The following is a 16,729-nucleotide window of genomic DNA, read 5'->3' as shown; positions in this document are numbered from 1 at the left end:
TGAGAACGCTTGCCACAGCATGCCGACGCGGGCACCGGCGGGAAAATGGAAATTTCAGAAAGCCGCTATTAGCTCAGCGACTGGCCAGAGCTTGCTCCTGTTCTCGCAGGTAACTCAGCAGGGTTTGGACGGGGGGCTGGGCCGCCGCATCGGATGAGCACGCGAGGCCGAAACGGCGATAAATCGGCGCAACGAGCGGCAGAGCGCAAACCCCGAGCGCGTCGGGCGGGATCACGGACGCGGGCATCAGCGCAACGCCCGTGCCCTCCCTGACCAGCGTCAACGCCGTTTGCCAATCGCTGACGGTGGCACGGATATCGGCCAGCGCCAAACCTGACTGCTGCGCCAATCGTTGCGCATTCACATCACACCCGCCGGTCGCCAGGATAAAAGGCAGCCGGAACAGGGCATCCAGCGCCACCGGCCGCCGCGCTCGCGCCAGCGAGTGCGCGCTGGGTACGACCGCCAGCCAGGCATCCTCTCCCAAAGGGAAGCACAGCCGCTCCGGCGCCGGATTGAGCACCACGCCGATGTCTGCCGTTGCCGATGTTAACCAGCTCTCCACTTCGTGGTCGGTGCCCTCGAGCGTAATCAACTCAATGTTGGGGTACAGACGGCGAAATTTGCGCAGCAGCGGCGGCAACAGCTTGCTGAATGCCGACGGGAAACTGGCCAGGCGTATTTTGCCCGCGTGCGCGTTGCCGGCTTGTTGCGCGCACTGCTGAATGGCTCGCAGTGCTTCCAACATCCTGCGGGCATGGGCGACGATCTGTAGGCCGCTTTGGGTCAAGACGACATTGTGCGGTTGGCGAACCAAAAGCCGGGTGCTCAGCATTGTCTCCAGTTGAGCGATGGCCTGGCTGGCGGCAGACTGCGTCATACCGCAGAGCGCGGCAGCCTGAGTGATGGTGCCGCTGTCGGCGACGGCAACCAGCAGGCGCCAGTGAAGAAGATTATGCATCGGCGTGCATCCTCTTGAGGAGCGAAGACAAAAAAAGCGGCCCGAGAGCCGCTTTTTGCTGATGACGAGAAAGTCTTAGCAGACTTCTGCGCCGGCGATGCCGTCCAGGTAACGTTCTGCGTCCAGCGCCGCCATACAGCCGGTGCCGGCGGAAGTGATCGCCTGGCGGTAGACGTGATCCATCACGTCGCCTGCGGCGAAGACGCCGGGGATAGTGGTTTGGGTCGCATTGCCGTGAATGCCGGACTGTACCTTGATGTAGCCGTTTTCCAGCTCCAGCTGGCCGCCGAAGATGCCGGTGTTCGGGCTGTGGCCGATAGCGATGAACACGCCGGCCAGTTCCAGTTCACGGGTTTCGTTTTCCGCTTTGGTGCTGCGGATGCGCACGCCGGTCACGCCCATTTCATCGCCCAGCACTTCGTCCAGCGTATGGTCGGTGTGCAGCACGATGTTGCCGCTTTTCACTTTTTCCATCAGCCGGTCGATCAGGATCTTCTCCGAGCGGAAGCTGTCGCGACGGTGGATCAGGTGAACTTCGGCGGCGATGTTGGACAGGTACAGCGCTTCTTCAACGGCGGTGTTGCCGCCGCCGACCACCGCGACTTTCTGGTTGCGGTAGAAGAAACCGTCGCAGGTCGCGCAGGCGGAAACGCCTTTGCCCTTGAAGGCGTCTTCGGAAGGCAGGCCAAGGTAGCGGGCGGAGGCGCCGGTCGCGATGATCAGCGCGTCGCAGCTGTATTCGCCGCTGTCGCCGAACAGGCGGAACGGACGCTGCTGCAGATCGACGCTGTTGATATGATCGAAGACGATTTCAGTCTGGAACTTCTCCGCGTGCTCGCGCATGCGCTCCATCAGCGCCGGGCCGGTCAGGTCTTCGGCGTCGCCCGGCCAGTTTTCCACTTCGGTGGTGGTGGTCAGCTGGCCGCCTTGCTCCAGACCGGTGATCAGCACCGGATTCAGGTTGGCTCGCGCCGCGTAGACGGCGGCGGTGTAACCGGCCGGGCCGGAGCCCAGAATCAGTAATTTGCTATGTTTAGCCGTGCCCATGAATAACCTCTTTATTCCACAATGGCGGATAATGAAGCCGATTGTAGGGAAAATGGCGCAGTAAAAAAAGCGCCGGGCGACGTTGTTAACGATTTGTATGATAGTTGTCGCCTATTAATGCACCCGCTGTCGGCAAATCGTACGCCGAACGCAGAAATTTACCTTATCAAAGCCGCATTCAGTCGCCGAATCGCCAACCGCGCAAAAACGGCGCATTCTGCGGCTTCAGCCGCTCCCCGCCGGGGTTTATCTGCCAGCGATTCATAACCAAAAATGGGATGCAGACTTTTCGTGACGGTACGTTGTTCTGATTTTGCTTCTTTTACTTTGACAATCCGCTGCGCATTTGCGAAAACATCATAGGAAGAAGAAATTATCCCCGTAACACTAGCAAATCGTACGTATTTGCGCCGCGAGGCGGCAATGCGCGATGGGTGTGCGGAGCAGAGCGCGCAAGCGTTTGCTGATTTTTTCTCGACCTAAACGTCGTTACCTGCATCGCGCGGGGTTGGACAGACAGGCTGCGCGGCGTGGAATGATGGTAGTGAAGAAGCATATGACAGGCATCGGGTCTTCGCTTGGAACGAACCCTTACACATTGACGTTGGCTAGGGTGTGGCAAGTGCACGGAAGAAAATAAGAGAGACAATAATAATGGCAGACAACAAGAAACGCCCGGGTAAAGATCTTGACCGTATCGACCGCAACATCCTGAATGAGCTGCAGAAGGATGGGCGTATTTCGAACGTCGAGCTTTCGAAGCGCGTGGGGTTATCCCCGACACCATGTTTGGAACGCGTGCGCCGTCTCGAGCGCCAGGGTTTCATTCATGGCTATACCGCATTGCTTAACCCGCATTATCTGGATGCGTCCCTGCTGGTTTTCGTGGAGATCACGCTGAACCGCGGCGCGCCGGATGTGTTTGAGCAATTCAACTCGGCAGTGCAGAAGCTTGAAGAGATTCAGGAGTGTCATCTGGTTTCCGGCGATTTCGACTACCTGTTGAAAACCCGCGTACCGGACATGTCGGCTTACCGCAAATTGCTGGGCGAAACCTTGCTGCGTTTGCCGGGGGTTAACGACACCCGTACCTACGTAGTGATGGAAGAAGTGAAACAGAGTAACCGTCTGGTTATCAAAACACGGTAAGGTGCAGGTGCAAAACCTGATTAAATTGGTTACACTCCTGTTTATTCATACAGTTTCGGCGCCGGGGCAGTTTCTCGGCGCTGTTGCTATGTCAGCTAACAGGAACCTGGAGAGCCTTTCTTGAGCCAGGAATATACAGAAGATAAAGAAGTTACCCTGAAAAGACTCAGCAGTGGCCGGCGTTTGCTGGAAGCTGTGCTTATCGTGGTAGCGATTTTTGCCGTTTACCTCATGGCTGCGTTGGTCAGTTTCAATCCGTCTGACCCAAGCTGGTCGCAGACCGCGTGGCATGAGCCGATTCACAATCTGGGCGGCGGTGTCGGGGCCTGGTTGGCCGATACGCTGTTCTTCACCTTCGGGGTGCTCGCCTACGCGATACCGCCGATCATGCTGGTCCTGTGCTGGGCGGCTTATCGCCAACGCAGCAACAGAGACTACATCGACTATTTCGCGCTTTCCCTGCGCCTGATCGGCACCCTGGCGTTAGTGCTCACCTCCTGCGGGCTGGCGGCGCTGAACGTCGACGATCTCTATTACTTCGCTTCCGGCGGCGTGATCGGCAGCCTGCTGAGCAACGCCATGTTGCCGTGGTTCAACGGCATCGGCGCTACGCTGGCGCTGCTGTGCGTATGGGCGGCGGGGTTGACGCTGTTTACCGGCTGGTCTTGGCTGGTGATCGCCGAGAAGATCGGCGGGGCGGTGCTGGGCGTCGCGACGGTGATGACCAATCGCTCACGTCGCGAAGAGCGCTATTTTGAGGATGACGAGCGTTACGTCGACGACGAGCCTGAGCAGGCAGAGAAGGGTGCCGCCGCAGCGGTTGCCGCGACCGCCGCCGGAGCCGCGGCCGCCGATGACGACGTGCTGTTCTCCGCGCCTTCGGTCACCGAAAGCGCCAAAGCGGCGGCAGAAGACGCCGCCGATCCGTTGCTCAGCGGCCTGCGCGCCGACGATGGCGAGCTTGAAGCAGAAGCCGCATCCATCGCGCCGGTGGCTTCGCCTGCACCGGCGGTGAAGGCTGAGATCCACGAGCCCGTTGCAGCGCCGATCGCCACACAGGCGCCGTCGGTAACGGTGGCGCCGGCCGCGCCGACCTCGGTCAATCAGCACCCGGTGAGCGCCCCGGCGCAAGACGCTACGCCGCCGCTGTATTCCTTCGAGATCCCGGAAGAAACGCCTGCGCCTAAGGCGACGCGTCCTGTCGATCCTTATCAGGATGACGATGAGCCGCGCCTCGGCAACTGGCAAGAGCCGGCCGCACCGCAGCCGCCGGCGCGTTCTCCCTTTGATTTTACCGCCGCACAGCGTGACAGCGTCGACATCGGCAGTTCGAGCGGTTTCAGCGCCACCGGCGCCAAACCGCAGCCGGATACGGCGGCAGCCGCTGCTGCTGCAGGTGCCGCGGCGGCGACCTTTATGCCGGCCTTTACGGCGACCAGCGACGGCAATCCGCAGGTTAAGCAGGGCATCGGCCCTGAACTGCCGCGGCCGAATCCGGTGCGCATCCCGACCCGTCGCGAACTGGCTTCCTACGGCATCAAGCTGCCTTCGCAGCGTGCGGCCGAACAGGAGCAGCGCCAGACAGAGGTAGAGCCTCAGCAGCCGGCGGCGGTGAACCCGCAGGAAGAAGAGGCGCTACAGGAAGCCGCGCTGCGTCAGGCGTTTGCCGAGCAGCAAAGCCAGCGCTATGGCGAAAGCTACGCGTCTGAGCAACAAGATGACGAGAGCGCATTGCAGGAAGCCGAGCTGAGCAAGGCGTTTGCCGAGCAGCAGCACCAACGCTACGGCGAAGGCTATCAACAGGACGACGAAGAGGCGCAGCAAGAGGCCGCGCTGCGCCAGGCGTTTGCCGAGCAGCAGCAGGCGCGCTACGGCCAGCAAGCATCTGCTCCGCAGGTGCCGGCCGCCAGCCCGATCGATACCCGCAATGCTTTCAGCTTCTCGCCGATGGCGGATCTGGTGGACGATGGCCCGAGCGAGCCGATGTTCACGCTGTCCCCGCAGCTTGAAGAGCGCATTGAACAGCAAAGCGAGCAAGAGGACGATGTGCCATTCGGTCAGTTTGAGCCTGTGGCACCTGCGGCTCAACCTCAGCAATCGCATCAGCCGCCTCAACAATACCAACAGCCGCAGCAACAGCAGCATCAACAGCCGTCGCAGCAGCAATATCAGCAGCCGCAGCAACAGCAGTATCAACAGCCGTCGCAGCAGCAATATCAGCAGCCGCAGCAACCGGCGCAGCAGCAGCCTCAGCAAGCTCAGGCAGAGCAACATCCTGCGATGGACAGCCTGATTCACCCGTTCCTGATGCGCAACGATCAGCCGCTGCAGAAGCCGACCACGCCGCTGCCGACGCTGGATCTGTTGACCGAAGCGCCGAAAGAGGTGGAGCCGGTCGATTCCTTCGCGCTGGAACAGAAGGCGCGCCTGGTGGAGGCCAGCCTGGCCGATTACCGCGTGAAAGCCGACGTGGTGGACATCCTGCCGGGGCCGGTCATCACCCGCTTCGAGCTGGATCTGGCGCCGGGCGTTAAAGCGGCGCGCATTTCCAACCTGTCGCGCGATCTGGCGCGCTCGCTGTCGACTTCGGCGGTGCGCGTGGTGGAAGTGATCCCCGGCAAGCCTTATGTCGGTCTGGAGCTGCCGAACGCCAAACGGCAAACGGTGTATCTGCGTGAAGTGCTGGATTGCCCGGCTTTCCGTGACAATCCGTCGCCGCTGTCCATCGTATTGGGTAAAGACATCTCCGGCGAACCGGTCGTGGCCGATCTGGGCAAAATGCCGCACTTGCTGGTCGCCGGTACCACTGGTTCCGGTAAGTCGGTCGGGGTCAACGCCATGATCCTGAGCATCTTGTATAAGGCCACGCCGAAAGAAGTGCGCTTTATCATGATCGACCCGAAAATGCTGGAACTGTCGGTTTACGAAGGCATTCCACACCTGTTGACCGACGTGGTCACCGACATGAAAGACGCCGCCAACGCGCTGCGCTGGTGCGTGGGTGAAATGGAACGCCGCTACAAGCTGATGTCTGCCCTGGGCGTGCGTAACCTGGCTGGCTACAACGAGCGCGTCGATCAGGCCGAAGCGATGGGGCGTCCGATCCCGGATCCATTCTGGAAGCCGACCGACAGCATGGACATCACGCCGCCGGTGCTGGAGAAAGAGCCGTACATCGTGGTGATGGTCGACGAATTCGCCGATCTGATCATGACGGTGGGCAAGAAGGTCGAAGAGTTGATCGCTCGCCTGGCGCAGAAAGCGCGTGCGGCGGGTATCCACCTGGTGCTGGCGACCCAGCGTCCGTCGGTGGATGTGATCACGGGTCTTATCAAGGCCAACATCCCGACGCGTATCGCCTTTACCGTGTCGAGCAAGATCGACTCTCGCACCATCCTCGATCAGGGGGGCGCCGAGTCCTTGCTGGGCATGGGGGACATGCTTTATCTGGCGCCGAACTCCTCAATCCCGGTGCGCGTACATGGCGCATTCGTGCGCGATCAGGAAGTGCATGCGGTGGTCAAGGATTGGAAAGCGCGCGAGCGGCCCCAATATAAAGAGGGCATTCTCAGCGGCGGTGAAGACGGCGAGGGCGGTGCCGGCGGCGGCATGGACGGTGACGAAGAGCTGGATCCGCTGTTTGACCAGGCGGTGGATTTCGTGGTGGATAAACGCCGCGCCTCCATCTCCGGCGTACAGCGCCAGTTCCGTATCGGCTACAACCGCGCGGCGCGCATCATCGAACAGATGGAGGCGCAGGGTATCGTCAGTGAGCAGGGGCATAACGGCAACCGCGAGGTGCTGGCGCCGCCGCGGCACGATTGATGGTCGTTTAGCCATTGCAATTCAATAAGAAAGGGCCGCTTAAGCGGCCCTTGTGCAAAGAAGCGTAAACCCGTTTCTTCTCGGAACATTGGCCTACCGGCCGATCGCCGGCTTCAGGTAAAGTAACGGGAGTAAAGGGTTGATTGACCCGCACGGCGTCGCCCTGCGGTTAACGCATTTCATAAGGTATCTGGAATAATGAAAAAACTGTTAGTTGCCTGCTGTCTGCTCTCGGGATTCGCTTCTACCTCCGTGCTGGCCGATGCCGCACAGGATCTGCAAAGTCGCCTGGCGAAGGTGAACAGTTTCCACGCCAGCTTCTCGCAAACCGTGACCAGCGCCGAAGGTGCCGCGGTGCAACAGGGTGAAGGCGAGCTGTGGGTGAAGCGGCCGAACCTGTTCAACTGGCACATGACCTCACCCGATGAGAGCGTGCTGGTCTCCGATGGCCAAACCCTGTGGTTTTACAACCCGTTCGTCGAGCAGGTGACGGCGACCTGGTTGAAGAACGCCACCGGCAATACGCCGTTTATGCTGATCACCCGCAATAATGCCAGCGACTGGAAACAGTACAACGTGAAGCAAAAGGGCGATGATTTCGAATTAACGCCAAAATCCGCCAGCGGCAACCTGAAGCAATTCGCCATCAGCGTGACCAACAGCGGCACCATTCGCAGCTTCGCCGCGGTGGAGCAGGATGGCCAGCGTAGTGCTTATACGCTGAAAAGCCAGCAGAACGTTGCCGCCGATCCGGCCAAATTCAAATTTACCCCGCCGAAGGGGGTGACGCTGGACGACCAGCGCCAGTGAGGTGCAAGTGAGTAATAATCTGTCGCTCGATTTTTCCCAGAACGAGTTCCAGCCGTTGGCCGCGCGCATGCGGCCGACCACGCTGGCGCAGTATATCGGCCAGCAACACCTGCTGGCCGCCGGCAAGCCGCTGCCGCGCGCCATTGAGGCCGGGCAACTGCACTCGATGATTTTATGGGGGCCGCCGGGCACCGGGAAGACGACGTTGGCAGAGCTGATCGGCCGTTATGGCCAGGCGGATGTCGAACGGATCTCCGCCGTGACCTCCGGCATCAAGGAGATCCGCGAGGCGATCGAACGGGCGCGGCAAAACCGCGACGCCGGCCGCCGCACCATCCTGTTCGTCGACGAAGTGCACCGCTTCAACAAAAGTCAGCAGGACGCTTTCCTGCCGCATATCGAAGACGGCACCATCACCTTTATCGGCGCCACCACCGAAAACCCGTCGTTCGAACTGAACTCGGCGCTGCTGTCCCGCGCCCGCGTGTATCTGCTTAAGGCGCTGACCGCCGAAGATATCGGCCAGGTGCTGGATCAGGCGATGAGCGACAAGGCGCGCGGCTTTGGCGATCAGAACGTCGAGCTGCCGGCGGAAACGCGCCGCCTGCTGTCGGAGTTGGTGGGCGGCGATGCGCGCCGGGCGTTGAACAGCCTGGAAATGATGGCGGACATGGCGGAGATCGACGCCAAAGGCGTGCGGGTGCTGACGCCGCAGCTGCTGAAAGAGGTGTCGGGCGAGCGCAGCGCGCGCTTCGACAACAAGGGCGACCGTTATTACGACCTGATTTCCGCGCTGCATAAATCGGTGCGCGGTTCGGCGCCGGACGCCGCGCTGTATTGGTATGCGCGCATCATTACCGCCGGCGGCGATCCGCTCTATGTGGCGCGCCGTCTGTTGGCGATCGCCTCTGAAGACGTGGGCAACGCCGATCCGCGCGGCATGCAGGTGGCGATCGCCGCCTGGGATTGCTTCACCCGCGTGGGGCCGGCGGAGGGCGAGCGCGCCATCGCGCAGGCGATTGTTTACCTGGCCTGCGCGCCGAAGAGCAACGCGGTTTACACCGCGTTCAAGGCCGCCATGCGTGACGCCAAAGAGCAGGCCGATTATGACGTGCCGGAGCATTTGCGCAACGCGCCGACCAAGCTGATGAAGGAAATGGGGCTGGGGGCGGAGTACCGTTACGCCCACGACGAACCCAACGCCTACGCCGCCGGTGAGAACTACTTCCCGCCCGAAATGGCCCATACGCGCTACTACCAACCGACCTCGCGCGGGCTGGAAGGGAAAATCGGCGAAAAGTTGGCATGGCTGGCTGAGCAGGATCAAAATAGCCCGACAAAACGCTACCGCTAGCGTGGCCGTTGCGGTAAGGTTAGCGGGTATCACTCTTCTTTTATGCGGCTATAAATCAGCCGCATAGAACAACAACACTTCTTTCAATAACAACAAGCACAGGATTAGCATGCTCGATCCCAATCTGCTGCGTAATGAGCTAGACGCAGTCGCCGTCAAACTGGCTCGCCGAGGCTTTAAACTCGATCTGGATCTGCTGCGTTCGCAGGAAGAACGCCGCAAAGTTCTGCAGGTAGAAACTGAAACGCTGCAAGCGGAACGCAACTCCCGATCGAAATCCATCGGCGCGGCCAAAGCGCGTGGGGAAGACATCGAGCCGCTGCGTCGCGAAGTGAACGAGCTGGGTGACAAGCTGGATGCCGCCAAGGCGGCGCTGGATGCGCTGCAGAGCGAGATCCGCGATTACGCTCTGACGCTGCCTAACCTGCCGGACGACGCGGTGCCGGATGGTAAAGACGACAGCGAAAACCTGGAAGTCACCCGCTGGGGCGAACCGCGCCAGTACGACTTCGCGGTGCGCGATCATGTCGATCTGGGCGAAATGGCCGGCGGGCTGGATTTTGCCGCCGCGGTTAAGCTGACCGGTTCACGCTTCGTGGTGATGAAAGGGCAAATCGCCCGCATGCACCGCGCGCTGTCCCAGTTCATGCTGGATCTGCACACCGAGCAGCATGGCTATCTGGAGGCCTACGTGCCTTATCTGGTCAACCACGCCACGCTGTATGGCACCGGCCAACTGCCGAAGTTCGGCGAAGATCTGTTCCATACCCGCCCGCTGGAAGAAGAAGCCGACAGCAGCAACTACGCGTTGATCCCAACGGCGGAAGTGCCGCTGACCAACCTGGTGCGCGACGAGATCGTGGAAGAGGAATCTCTGCCGCTGAAGATGACCGCACACACGCCATGCTTCCGTGCGGAAGCCGGTTCTTACGGCCGCGACACCCGTGGTTTGATCCGCATGCACCAGTTCGACAAGGTTGAAATGGTGCAGATCGTCCGTCCGGAAGATTCGATGGATGCCCTGGAAGAGCTGACCGGCCACGCGGAAAAAGTGCTGCAGCTGCTGAACCTGCCTTACCGCAAGGTGCTGCTGTGCACCGGCGACATGGGCTTTGGCGCCTGCAAGACTTACGATCTGGAAGTGTGGCTGCCGGCGCAGAACACCTACCGCGAGATCTCGTCCTGCTCCAACATGTGGGACTTCCAGGCGCGCCGCATGCAGGCTCGCTGCCGCAGCAAGGCCGACAAGAAACCGCGTCTGGTCCATACGCTGAACGGCTCCGGCCTGGCGGTTGGCCGTACCTTGGTGGCGGTGCTGGAGAACTACCAGCAGGCCGACGGCCGTATTCAGGTGCCTGAAGTGCTGCGCCCTTATATGGGTGGCCTGGAATATATCGGCTGAACAGCCAATCACTAGAAAAAAGCGCCTGCGGGCGCTTTTTTTATGTCGAGAATTCAGCCTTTCGCCAGCGTATAAGCCTGTTTAATGTAGTCGGCCAGATGCTTGCTTTTAACCTCGTCGGGCGAGTGAAGCTTGATGTGCCGCCGATACTGGCCGCTGCCCTCGAGCTGGTGATAACGATCTTCCAGTCGGTGCCCTTGGCCGAATTCCACCGTGACGTGATTGCGGTAGGCGAAAACGCCGCAGAAAAATTGAGTATGCGAGAACATGATGCCGCCGTATTTGACCGATTCGGTGACGCCGCTGCCGCTCGCCGCGGCGACCCGGCGCACCTGTTGTACGATCTCCAGCAGCTCGCCGTGCGTGCTGCCGATGTCCGCCAGCAAGGTCTCGACCGCCGCATTATTTGCCTGACTCATCTTGCTTCTCCGTCGTCAAATCCGCTCTGCGCTGAGCATAACGCTTTTTCGGTCGTTTGGGCGGAAACAAATCGTGCGCTGGAATGATAAGAGGCGATTGACTTTTTTATCGCCAGTGGCATGATGCGCGCACTCTCATTGCGCGTTCGGTCACAATTTCACTATGTCCGCTTACTCCCGCCCAGTGCTCCTGTTGCTCTGCGGCCTGTTGTTGCTCACGGTATCCATTGCCGTTTTGAATACGTTAGTGCCTCTTTGGTTAACCCATGCTCAGCTGTCGACCTGGCAAGTGGGAATGGTCAGCTCCTCTTATTTCAGCGGCAACCTGTTGGGCACGTTGGTGGCGGGCAAACTGATCCAGCGCGTCGGCTTCACCCGCAGCTACCATCTCTCCTGTTTGTTGTTCGCCGCCGCGACCGCCGGCATGGTGCTGTCGATCGATTTCTGGAGCTGGCTGGGCTGGCGCTTCTTCGCCGGCGTCGGTTGCGCCTGGATCTGGGTGATTGTGGAAAGCGCGCTGCTGCGCAGCGGTAATCTCAGCAACCGCGGCCAACTGCTGGCGGCCTATATGATTGTCTATTACCTCGGTACGGTGACCGGCCAGTTACTGTTGAGCATGACCTCGACCGAATTGCTGCACGTGGTGCCGTGGGTGACCGCCATCGTAATCAGCGCCATGCTGCCGATGCTGTTCGCGCGGGTCAACCGCCATGAAGACGAGCCGCAGCAGGCGGCGGTGTGGACAATGTTGAGGCGCCGCAGCGCGCGCCTCGGCATCAACGGCTGCATCATCTCCGGCATCGTGCTCGGTTCGCTGTACGGCCTGATGCCGCTGTACCTCTCTCATCAAGGCATGAGCGACGCCAACGTCGGCTACTGGATGGCGCTGCTGGTCAGCTCCGGCATCGTCGGCCAATGGCCGGTTGGTCGCCTGGCCGATCGTTACGGGCGTCTGCTGGTGCTGCGCATTCAGGTGTTCGTAGTGATCCTCGCCAGCGTGGCGATGCTCGGCAACTACGCCATGGCGCCTTCGCTGTTCATCCTCGGTTGCGCCGGCTTTACCCTGTACCCGGTGGCGATGTCCTGGGCCTGCGAGAAGGCGCTGCCGCACGAGCTGGTGGCGATGAACCAGGCGCTGCTGATGAGTTACACCATAGGCAGCCTGCTGGGCCCGTCGATGACGGCGCTGCTGATGCAAAACTACTCCGATCGCGTGCTGTTCGTGATGATCGCCGCCGTGGCGCTGGTTTACCTGCTGATGCTGCTGAAGAAGCAGAAGCCGGATCACCATCACACGCCGTTCGCCGCCGCCTGAGCATAAAAAAACCGGCTATGAGCCGGTTTTTCTTTGGCGCTGCGCCAATCAGTAAATGACTTTGTGGCCGTAGCTTTCCAGGATGCCTTTGACGCGATCCATGGTCTCGGCCTTCGGCGGATGTACGCCGTCCAGCTTGTACTCTTCCCCCATCGCCACCCATTTGTGTTTGCCCAGCTCGTGGTAGGGCAGCAGCTCGATTTTCTCGATGTTGGTCATGTCTTTGGTGAACTCGCCCAACAGATGTGCCGACTTATCGTCGTCTGACCAACCCGGCACCACCACGTAGCGGATCCAGGTGCGCTGGTTGCGTTTCGCCAGGTAGCGGGCGAATTCCAGCGTGCGGTGGTTGGAGACGCCGACCAGATTCTGATGGATCTCATCGTTCATCTGTTTCAGGTCCAGCATCACCAGATCGGTGGTGTCCAGCAGCTCGTCGATCACCGGATCGTAGCGGCGCACGAAGCCGTTGGTATCCAGGCAGGTATTGATGCCTTCGGCATGGCAGGCGCGGAACCAGTCGCGCACGAATTCAGCCTGCAGGATCGCTTCGCCGCCGGATGCGGTCACGCCGCCGCCAGAGGCATTCATGAAGTGGCGGTAGGCCACCGCGTCTTTCATCAGCTCTTCGACGGTCACTTCTTTGCCGCCGTGGGTATCCCAGGTGTCGCGGTTATGGCAATAGAGGCAGCGCATCAGGCAGCCCTGGAAGAAGACGATAAAGCGGATCCCTGGCCCGTCGACGGTGCCGCAGGATTCGAAGGAGTGGATGCGACCAGTTACTGACATTGCGGGTTTTTCTCCAATATTGACTGTCAAACGCAGTCTAAAAATAGGCGCGTGGCCGCCGGCCAGGTATCTGCGATGCAGTGGCGGGGTGAGCCCGCCACCGGGGGTAATGATGCCTGTCGGCCGGTCAGTTGCCGGATAACTGTTTTGCCGGCTATCCATTCAGTATAGATGTCCGGCAAAACAGACTCGTACAGAGTCAGGGGAGAGCGGTGGGAGAAAAGGGCCGGCAGAACCGGCCCTGACGTTGCTACCGGGCGGTTTCCCGCCCGGCTGGCGCATTACATCGTTTGAGTGAAGGTACGAGTAATGACGTCCTGCTGTTGCTCTTTGGTCAGCGAGTTGAAGCGCACGGCGTAACCGGAGACGCGGATGGTCAGCTGAGGGTATTTCTCAGGGTTTTCCATCGCGTCCAGCAGCATTTCGCGGTTCATTACGTTGACGTTCAGGTGCTGGCCGCCTTCGATGGAGGCTTCATGGTGGAAGTAGCCATCCATCAGGCCCGCCAGGTTGGCTTTACGCACGTCGTCGTCTTTACCCAGCGCGTTAGGCACGATGGAGAAGGTGTAGGAGATCCCGTCTTTCGCGTAGGCAAACGGCAGTTTGGCTACCGAGGTCAGGGAGGCTACTGCGCCTTTCTGGTCGCGGCCGTGCATCGGGTTGGCGCCTGGGCCGAACGGTGCGCCGGCGCGGCGGCCATCCGGGGTGTTACCGGTTTTCTTACCGTACACCACGTTGGAGGTGATGGTCAGTACGGACTGGGTCGGTACCGCGTTGCGGTAGGTGCGCAGTTTCTGAATTTTCTTCATGAAACGTTCCACCAGGTCGCAGGCGATGTCATCGACGCGGGCGTCGTTGTTACCGAACTGCGGATACTCGCCTTCCACTTTGAAGTCGATAGCCAGGCCGTCTTCGTCGCGAATGGTGGTGACTTTCGCGTACTTGATGGCGGACAGGGAGTCGGCCGCCACGGACAGACCGGCGATGCCGCAAGCCATGGTGCGATAAACGTCACGGTCATGCAGCGCCATCAGCGCAGCTTCGTAGCTGTACTTGTCGTGCATGTAGTGAATGATGTTCAGCGCGGTCACGTACTGCTTGGCCAGCCAATCCATAAAGTGGTCCATGCGCGCCATGACTTTGTCATAGTCCAGCACTTCGTCCATCATCGGCGCTTCTTTCGGGCCGACCTGCAGTTTCAGTTTTTCGTCAACGCCGCCGTTGATGGCGTACAGCATGGTTTTCGCCAGGTTGGCGCGGGCGCCGAAGAACTGCATTTGTTTGCCGACGATCATCGGGCTGACGCAGCAAGCGATGGCATAGTCATCGTTGTTGAAGTCAGGGCGCATCAGGTCGTCGTTTTCGTACTGTACGGAAGAGGTGTCGATGGACACTTTCGCCGCGAATTTCTTGAAGTTCAGCGGCAGCTTCTCAGACCACAGGATGGTCATGTTCGGTTCCGGAGACGGCCCCATGGTGTACAGGGTATTCAGGAAGCGGAAGCTGTTTTTGGTGACCAGGGTACGGCCGTCGACGCCCATACCGGCCAGGGACTCAGTCGCCCAGATTGGGTCGCCGGAGAACAGCTCATCGTACTCAGGGGTACGCAGGAAGCGCACCATACGCAGTTTCATCACCAGGTGGTCGATCAGCTCCTGCGCTTGTTCTTCGGTCAGTTTGCCCGCCTTGATGTCGCGCTCGATGAACACGTCGAGGAAGGTGGACACGCGGCCGAAGGACATGGCGGCGCCGTTCTGGGATTTCACCGCGGCCAGGTAGCCGAAGTAGGTCCACTGCACCGCTTCTTGCGCGCTGGTGGCTGGGCCGGAGATGTCGTAACCGTATTTGGCGGCCATCTCTTTGATCTGAGCCAGAGCGCGATGCTGTTCAGCGATCTCTTCGCGCAGCTGGATGGTCATTTCCAGGTCTTCGCCGTTTTCCAGTTTTTCCTGCAGCGATTTGAACTGGTTCAGCTTGTCGGCCATCAGGAAGTCGATACCGTACAGCGCCACGCGGCGGTAGTCGCCGATGATGCGGCCGCGGCCGTAGGCGTCCGGCAGACCGGTCAGCACGCCGGATTTACGGCAGTTCAGGATGTCTTTGGTGTAAACGTCGAATACGCCCTGGTTGTGGGTTTTGCGGTATTCGGTGAACACTTTTTTCAGCTGCGGATCCAGTTCGCGGCCGTACACTTTGCACGAACCTTCGACCATTTTGATGCCGCCGAACGGGATCAGCGCGCGTTTCAGAGGGGCGTCGGTCTGCAGACCCACGATGGTTTCCAGCTCTTTGGCGATGTAACCCGCGTCGTGAGAAACGATGGTTGAAGCAACGTTGGTGTCGAAATCAACCGGCGCATGAGTGCGGTTTTCCAGTTTGATCCCTTCCATAACCTTGTCCCACAAGGTGGTGGTGGCTTGAGTAGCGCCAGCCAGGAAGGATTCGTCACCCTCATAAGGCGTGTAGTTTTTCTGGATGAAGTCACGAACGTTGACTTCATTCTGCCAGTCACCCTTGCTGAAACCTTCCCAAGCGTTGGCTAATTTCTCGTTAAGTTCGGTCATTGTACACCTACCTTTGATTGTGGATTTCTAACTCTGCGCGCGGTTACTCACAGCTTAGTGCTGCTCGCGGCCCCCGCGCAGATAAATTACCCAGTAAGTCAACCCAACCAGCAGACCACCGCCGATGATGTTACCGAGGGTGACCGGAATCAGGTTGTCGATGATGAAGTTGCTTACTGTCAGATGAGCGAATTGCTCAGGTACCGCCCCTACGGCTTGCCAGAATTCCGGCGTGGCGAAGTGTTTGACCACGATGCCCATAGGGATCATAAACATGTTGGCGATGCTGTGCTCGAAACCGCTGGCGACAAACATCCCGACCGGCAGCACCATGGCGAGCATCTTGTCGGTCAGGGTGCGGCCGGAGTAGCTCATCCAGACCGCCAGGCAGACCATCAGGTTGGCCAGAATGCCGAGGCACACGGCTTCGATGAAGGTGTGATGCAGCTTGTGGTCTGCGGTTTGCAGGACATTCAGGCCCCACTGGCCGTTGGCGACCATATACTCGCCGGAGAACCAGATCAGCGCCACGAAGAACAGCGCGCCGACCAGGTTGCCGAGATAAACGTTCAGCCAGTTGGCGCCCAGCTGGCCCCAGCTGATGCGGCCGCTGGCCTTGGCGATGACGATAAGCACGGTAGAGGTGAACAGGTCGGCGCCCGACACCACCACCAGCATTAACCCGAGAGAGAAGCAGATGCCGCCGACCAGTTTCGCCAGCCCGAAAGGCACGCCGGCGGTGCCGGTGGTCGCCGTGATGTAGAAGACGAATGCGATGGAAATGAAGACACCGGCGGTGATCGCCAAATAAAACGTTTTCAGCGGATGTTTGGTGGCTTTATACACGCCGGCATCTTCAGCGATTTTCGCCGTTGCCGCAGGTAAAATCAGATCGAAGGGGCTGTCAGTTTTCAAACTAACTCTCGCTCTTAAGGGTTAAAACAACGCAATGAGATACTAGCAAAGCAGTATAGGGGAAAATTTGATTTGGATCATAAGGCGGGGAAGTAGAGCGGTGAAATGACGTGTTTTTTGTGTGGTTTTTATGGTTAATTTATTGATTTTTAATAAAAAACAATTTTTTAATGTTTGCA

The 16,729-nt window shown here is 59.6% G+C and carries 12 protein-coding genes; 6 read left to right on the top strand and 6 right to left on the bottom strand.

Annotated features, from left to right (window positions below):
* Positions 1–73: 73 nt before the first annotated feature.
* Together JL05_RS20050 and trxB are read right to left on the bottom strand one after the other, a co-directional pair.
* Entirely contained in the window at positions 74–961 is an 888-nt protein-coding gene (locus tag JL05_RS20050; RefSeq protein ID WP_033633455.1) for a LysR family transcriptional regulator, read from the bottom strand.
* A 75-nt stretch (positions 962–1,036) separates the two neighbouring features.
* Positions 1,037–2,008, bottom strand: coding sequence for a thioredoxin-disulfide reductase (gene trxB, locus JL05_RS20045; RefSeq protein ID WP_033633454.1), 972 nt, complete (start codon positions 2,006–2,008; stop codon positions 1,037–1,039).
* Between the two features lie 654 nt (positions 2,009–2,662).
* On the opposite strand from trxB, the gene lrp reads away from it, so the two are divergent.
* The 5 genes from lrp to serS all read left to right on the top strand — a co-directional run bounded on the left by lrp (position 2,663) and on the right by serS (position 10,548).
* The gene (lrp, locus tag JL05_RS20040) at positions 2,663–3,157 is read left to right on the top strand and encodes a leucine-responsive transcriptional regulator Lrp (RefSeq protein WP_004928318.1); all 495 of its coding nucleotides are present in this window, start codon (positions 2,663–2,665) and stop codon (positions 3,155–3,157) included.
* Positions 3,158–3,277: 120 nt separating this feature from the next.
* Complete coding sequence (locus JL05_RS20035) at positions 3,278–6,982, top strand: DNA translocase FtsK (RefSeq protein WP_033633452.1); 3,705 nt, start codon at positions 3,278–3,280, stop codon at positions 6,980–6,982.
* A 198-nt stretch (positions 6,983–7,180) separates the two neighbouring features.
* Positions 7,181–7,792 carry an outer membrane lipoprotein periplasmic chaperone LolA gene (lolA, locus tag JL05_RS20030; RefSeq protein WP_015377319.1) on the top strand — a complete coding sequence of 204 codons (612 nt, stop codon included), beginning with the start codon at positions 7,181–7,183 and terminating at the stop codon, positions 7,790–7,792.
* A gap of 67 nt (positions 7,793–7,859) precedes the next feature.
* Positions 7,860–9,146, top strand: coding sequence for a replication-associated recombination protein A (locus tag JL05_RS20025; protein WP_048324917.1), 1,287 nt, complete (start codon positions 7,860–7,862; stop codon positions 9,144–9,146).
* Between the two features lie 109 nt (positions 9,147–9,255).
* Complete coding sequence (gene serS, locus JL05_RS20020; protein ID WP_004928296.1) at positions 9,256–10,548, top strand: serine--tRNA ligase; 1,293 nt, start codon at positions 9,256–9,258, stop codon at positions 10,546–10,548.
* A 53-nt stretch (positions 10,549–10,601) separates the two neighbouring features.
* On the opposite strand, the gene JL05_RS20015 is transcribed toward serS, so the two are convergent.
* On the bottom strand, positions 10,602–10,967 hold the full coding sequence (locus JL05_RS20015; protein ID WP_033633450.1) for a DUF1801 domain-containing protein: 366 nt from the start codon (positions 10,965–10,967) through the stop codon (positions 10,602–10,604).
* 163 nt (positions 10,968–11,130) lie between these two features.
* Here JL05_RS20015 and JL05_RS20010 point away from each other — a divergent pair, with 163 nt between their 5' ends.
* Positions 11,131–12,282, top strand: a complete 1,152-nt coding sequence (locus tag JL05_RS20010; RefSeq protein WP_004928291.1) for an MFS transporter — start codon at positions 11,131–11,133, stop codon at positions 12,280–12,282.
* Between the two features lie 48 nt (positions 12,283–12,330).
* Here JL05_RS20010 and pflA read toward each other — a convergent pair whose 3' ends face one another.
* From pflA to focA, 3 genes are all read right to left on the bottom strand, one after another.
* Positions 12,331–13,071 carry a pyruvate formate lyase 1-activating protein gene (pflA, locus tag JL05_RS20005; protein ID WP_015377324.1) on the bottom strand — a complete coding sequence of 247 codons (741 nt, stop codon included), beginning with the start codon at positions 13,069–13,071 and terminating at the stop codon, positions 12,331–12,333.
* Between the two features lie 281 nt (positions 13,072–13,352).
* Positions 13,353–15,635 (bottom strand): formate C-acetyltransferase, encoded by a 2,283-nt coding sequence (gene pflB / locus JL05_RS20000; protein WP_033633448.1) that lies wholly within the window; start codon positions 15,633–15,635, stop codon positions 13,353–13,355.
* Between the two features lie 54 nt (positions 15,636–15,689).
* Positions 15,690–16,550 (bottom strand): formate transporter FocA, encoded by an 861-nt coding sequence (gene focA, locus JL05_RS19995; RefSeq protein ID WP_004928284.1) that lies wholly within the window; start codon positions 16,548–16,550, stop codon positions 15,690–15,692.
* Between the last annotated feature and the right edge of the window lie 179 nt (positions 16,551–16,729).

It is taken from the genome of Serratia nematodiphila DZ0503SBS1 (assembly GCF_000738675.1).
In the GTDB taxonomy this organism is placed as follows: domain Bacteria; phylum Pseudomonadota; class Gammaproteobacteria; order Enterobacterales; family Enterobacteriaceae; genus Serratia; species Serratia nematodiphila.
The sequence above is the reverse complement of the archived record's forward strand: the minus strand, read 5'-3'. Positions and strand labels throughout refer to the sequence as shown.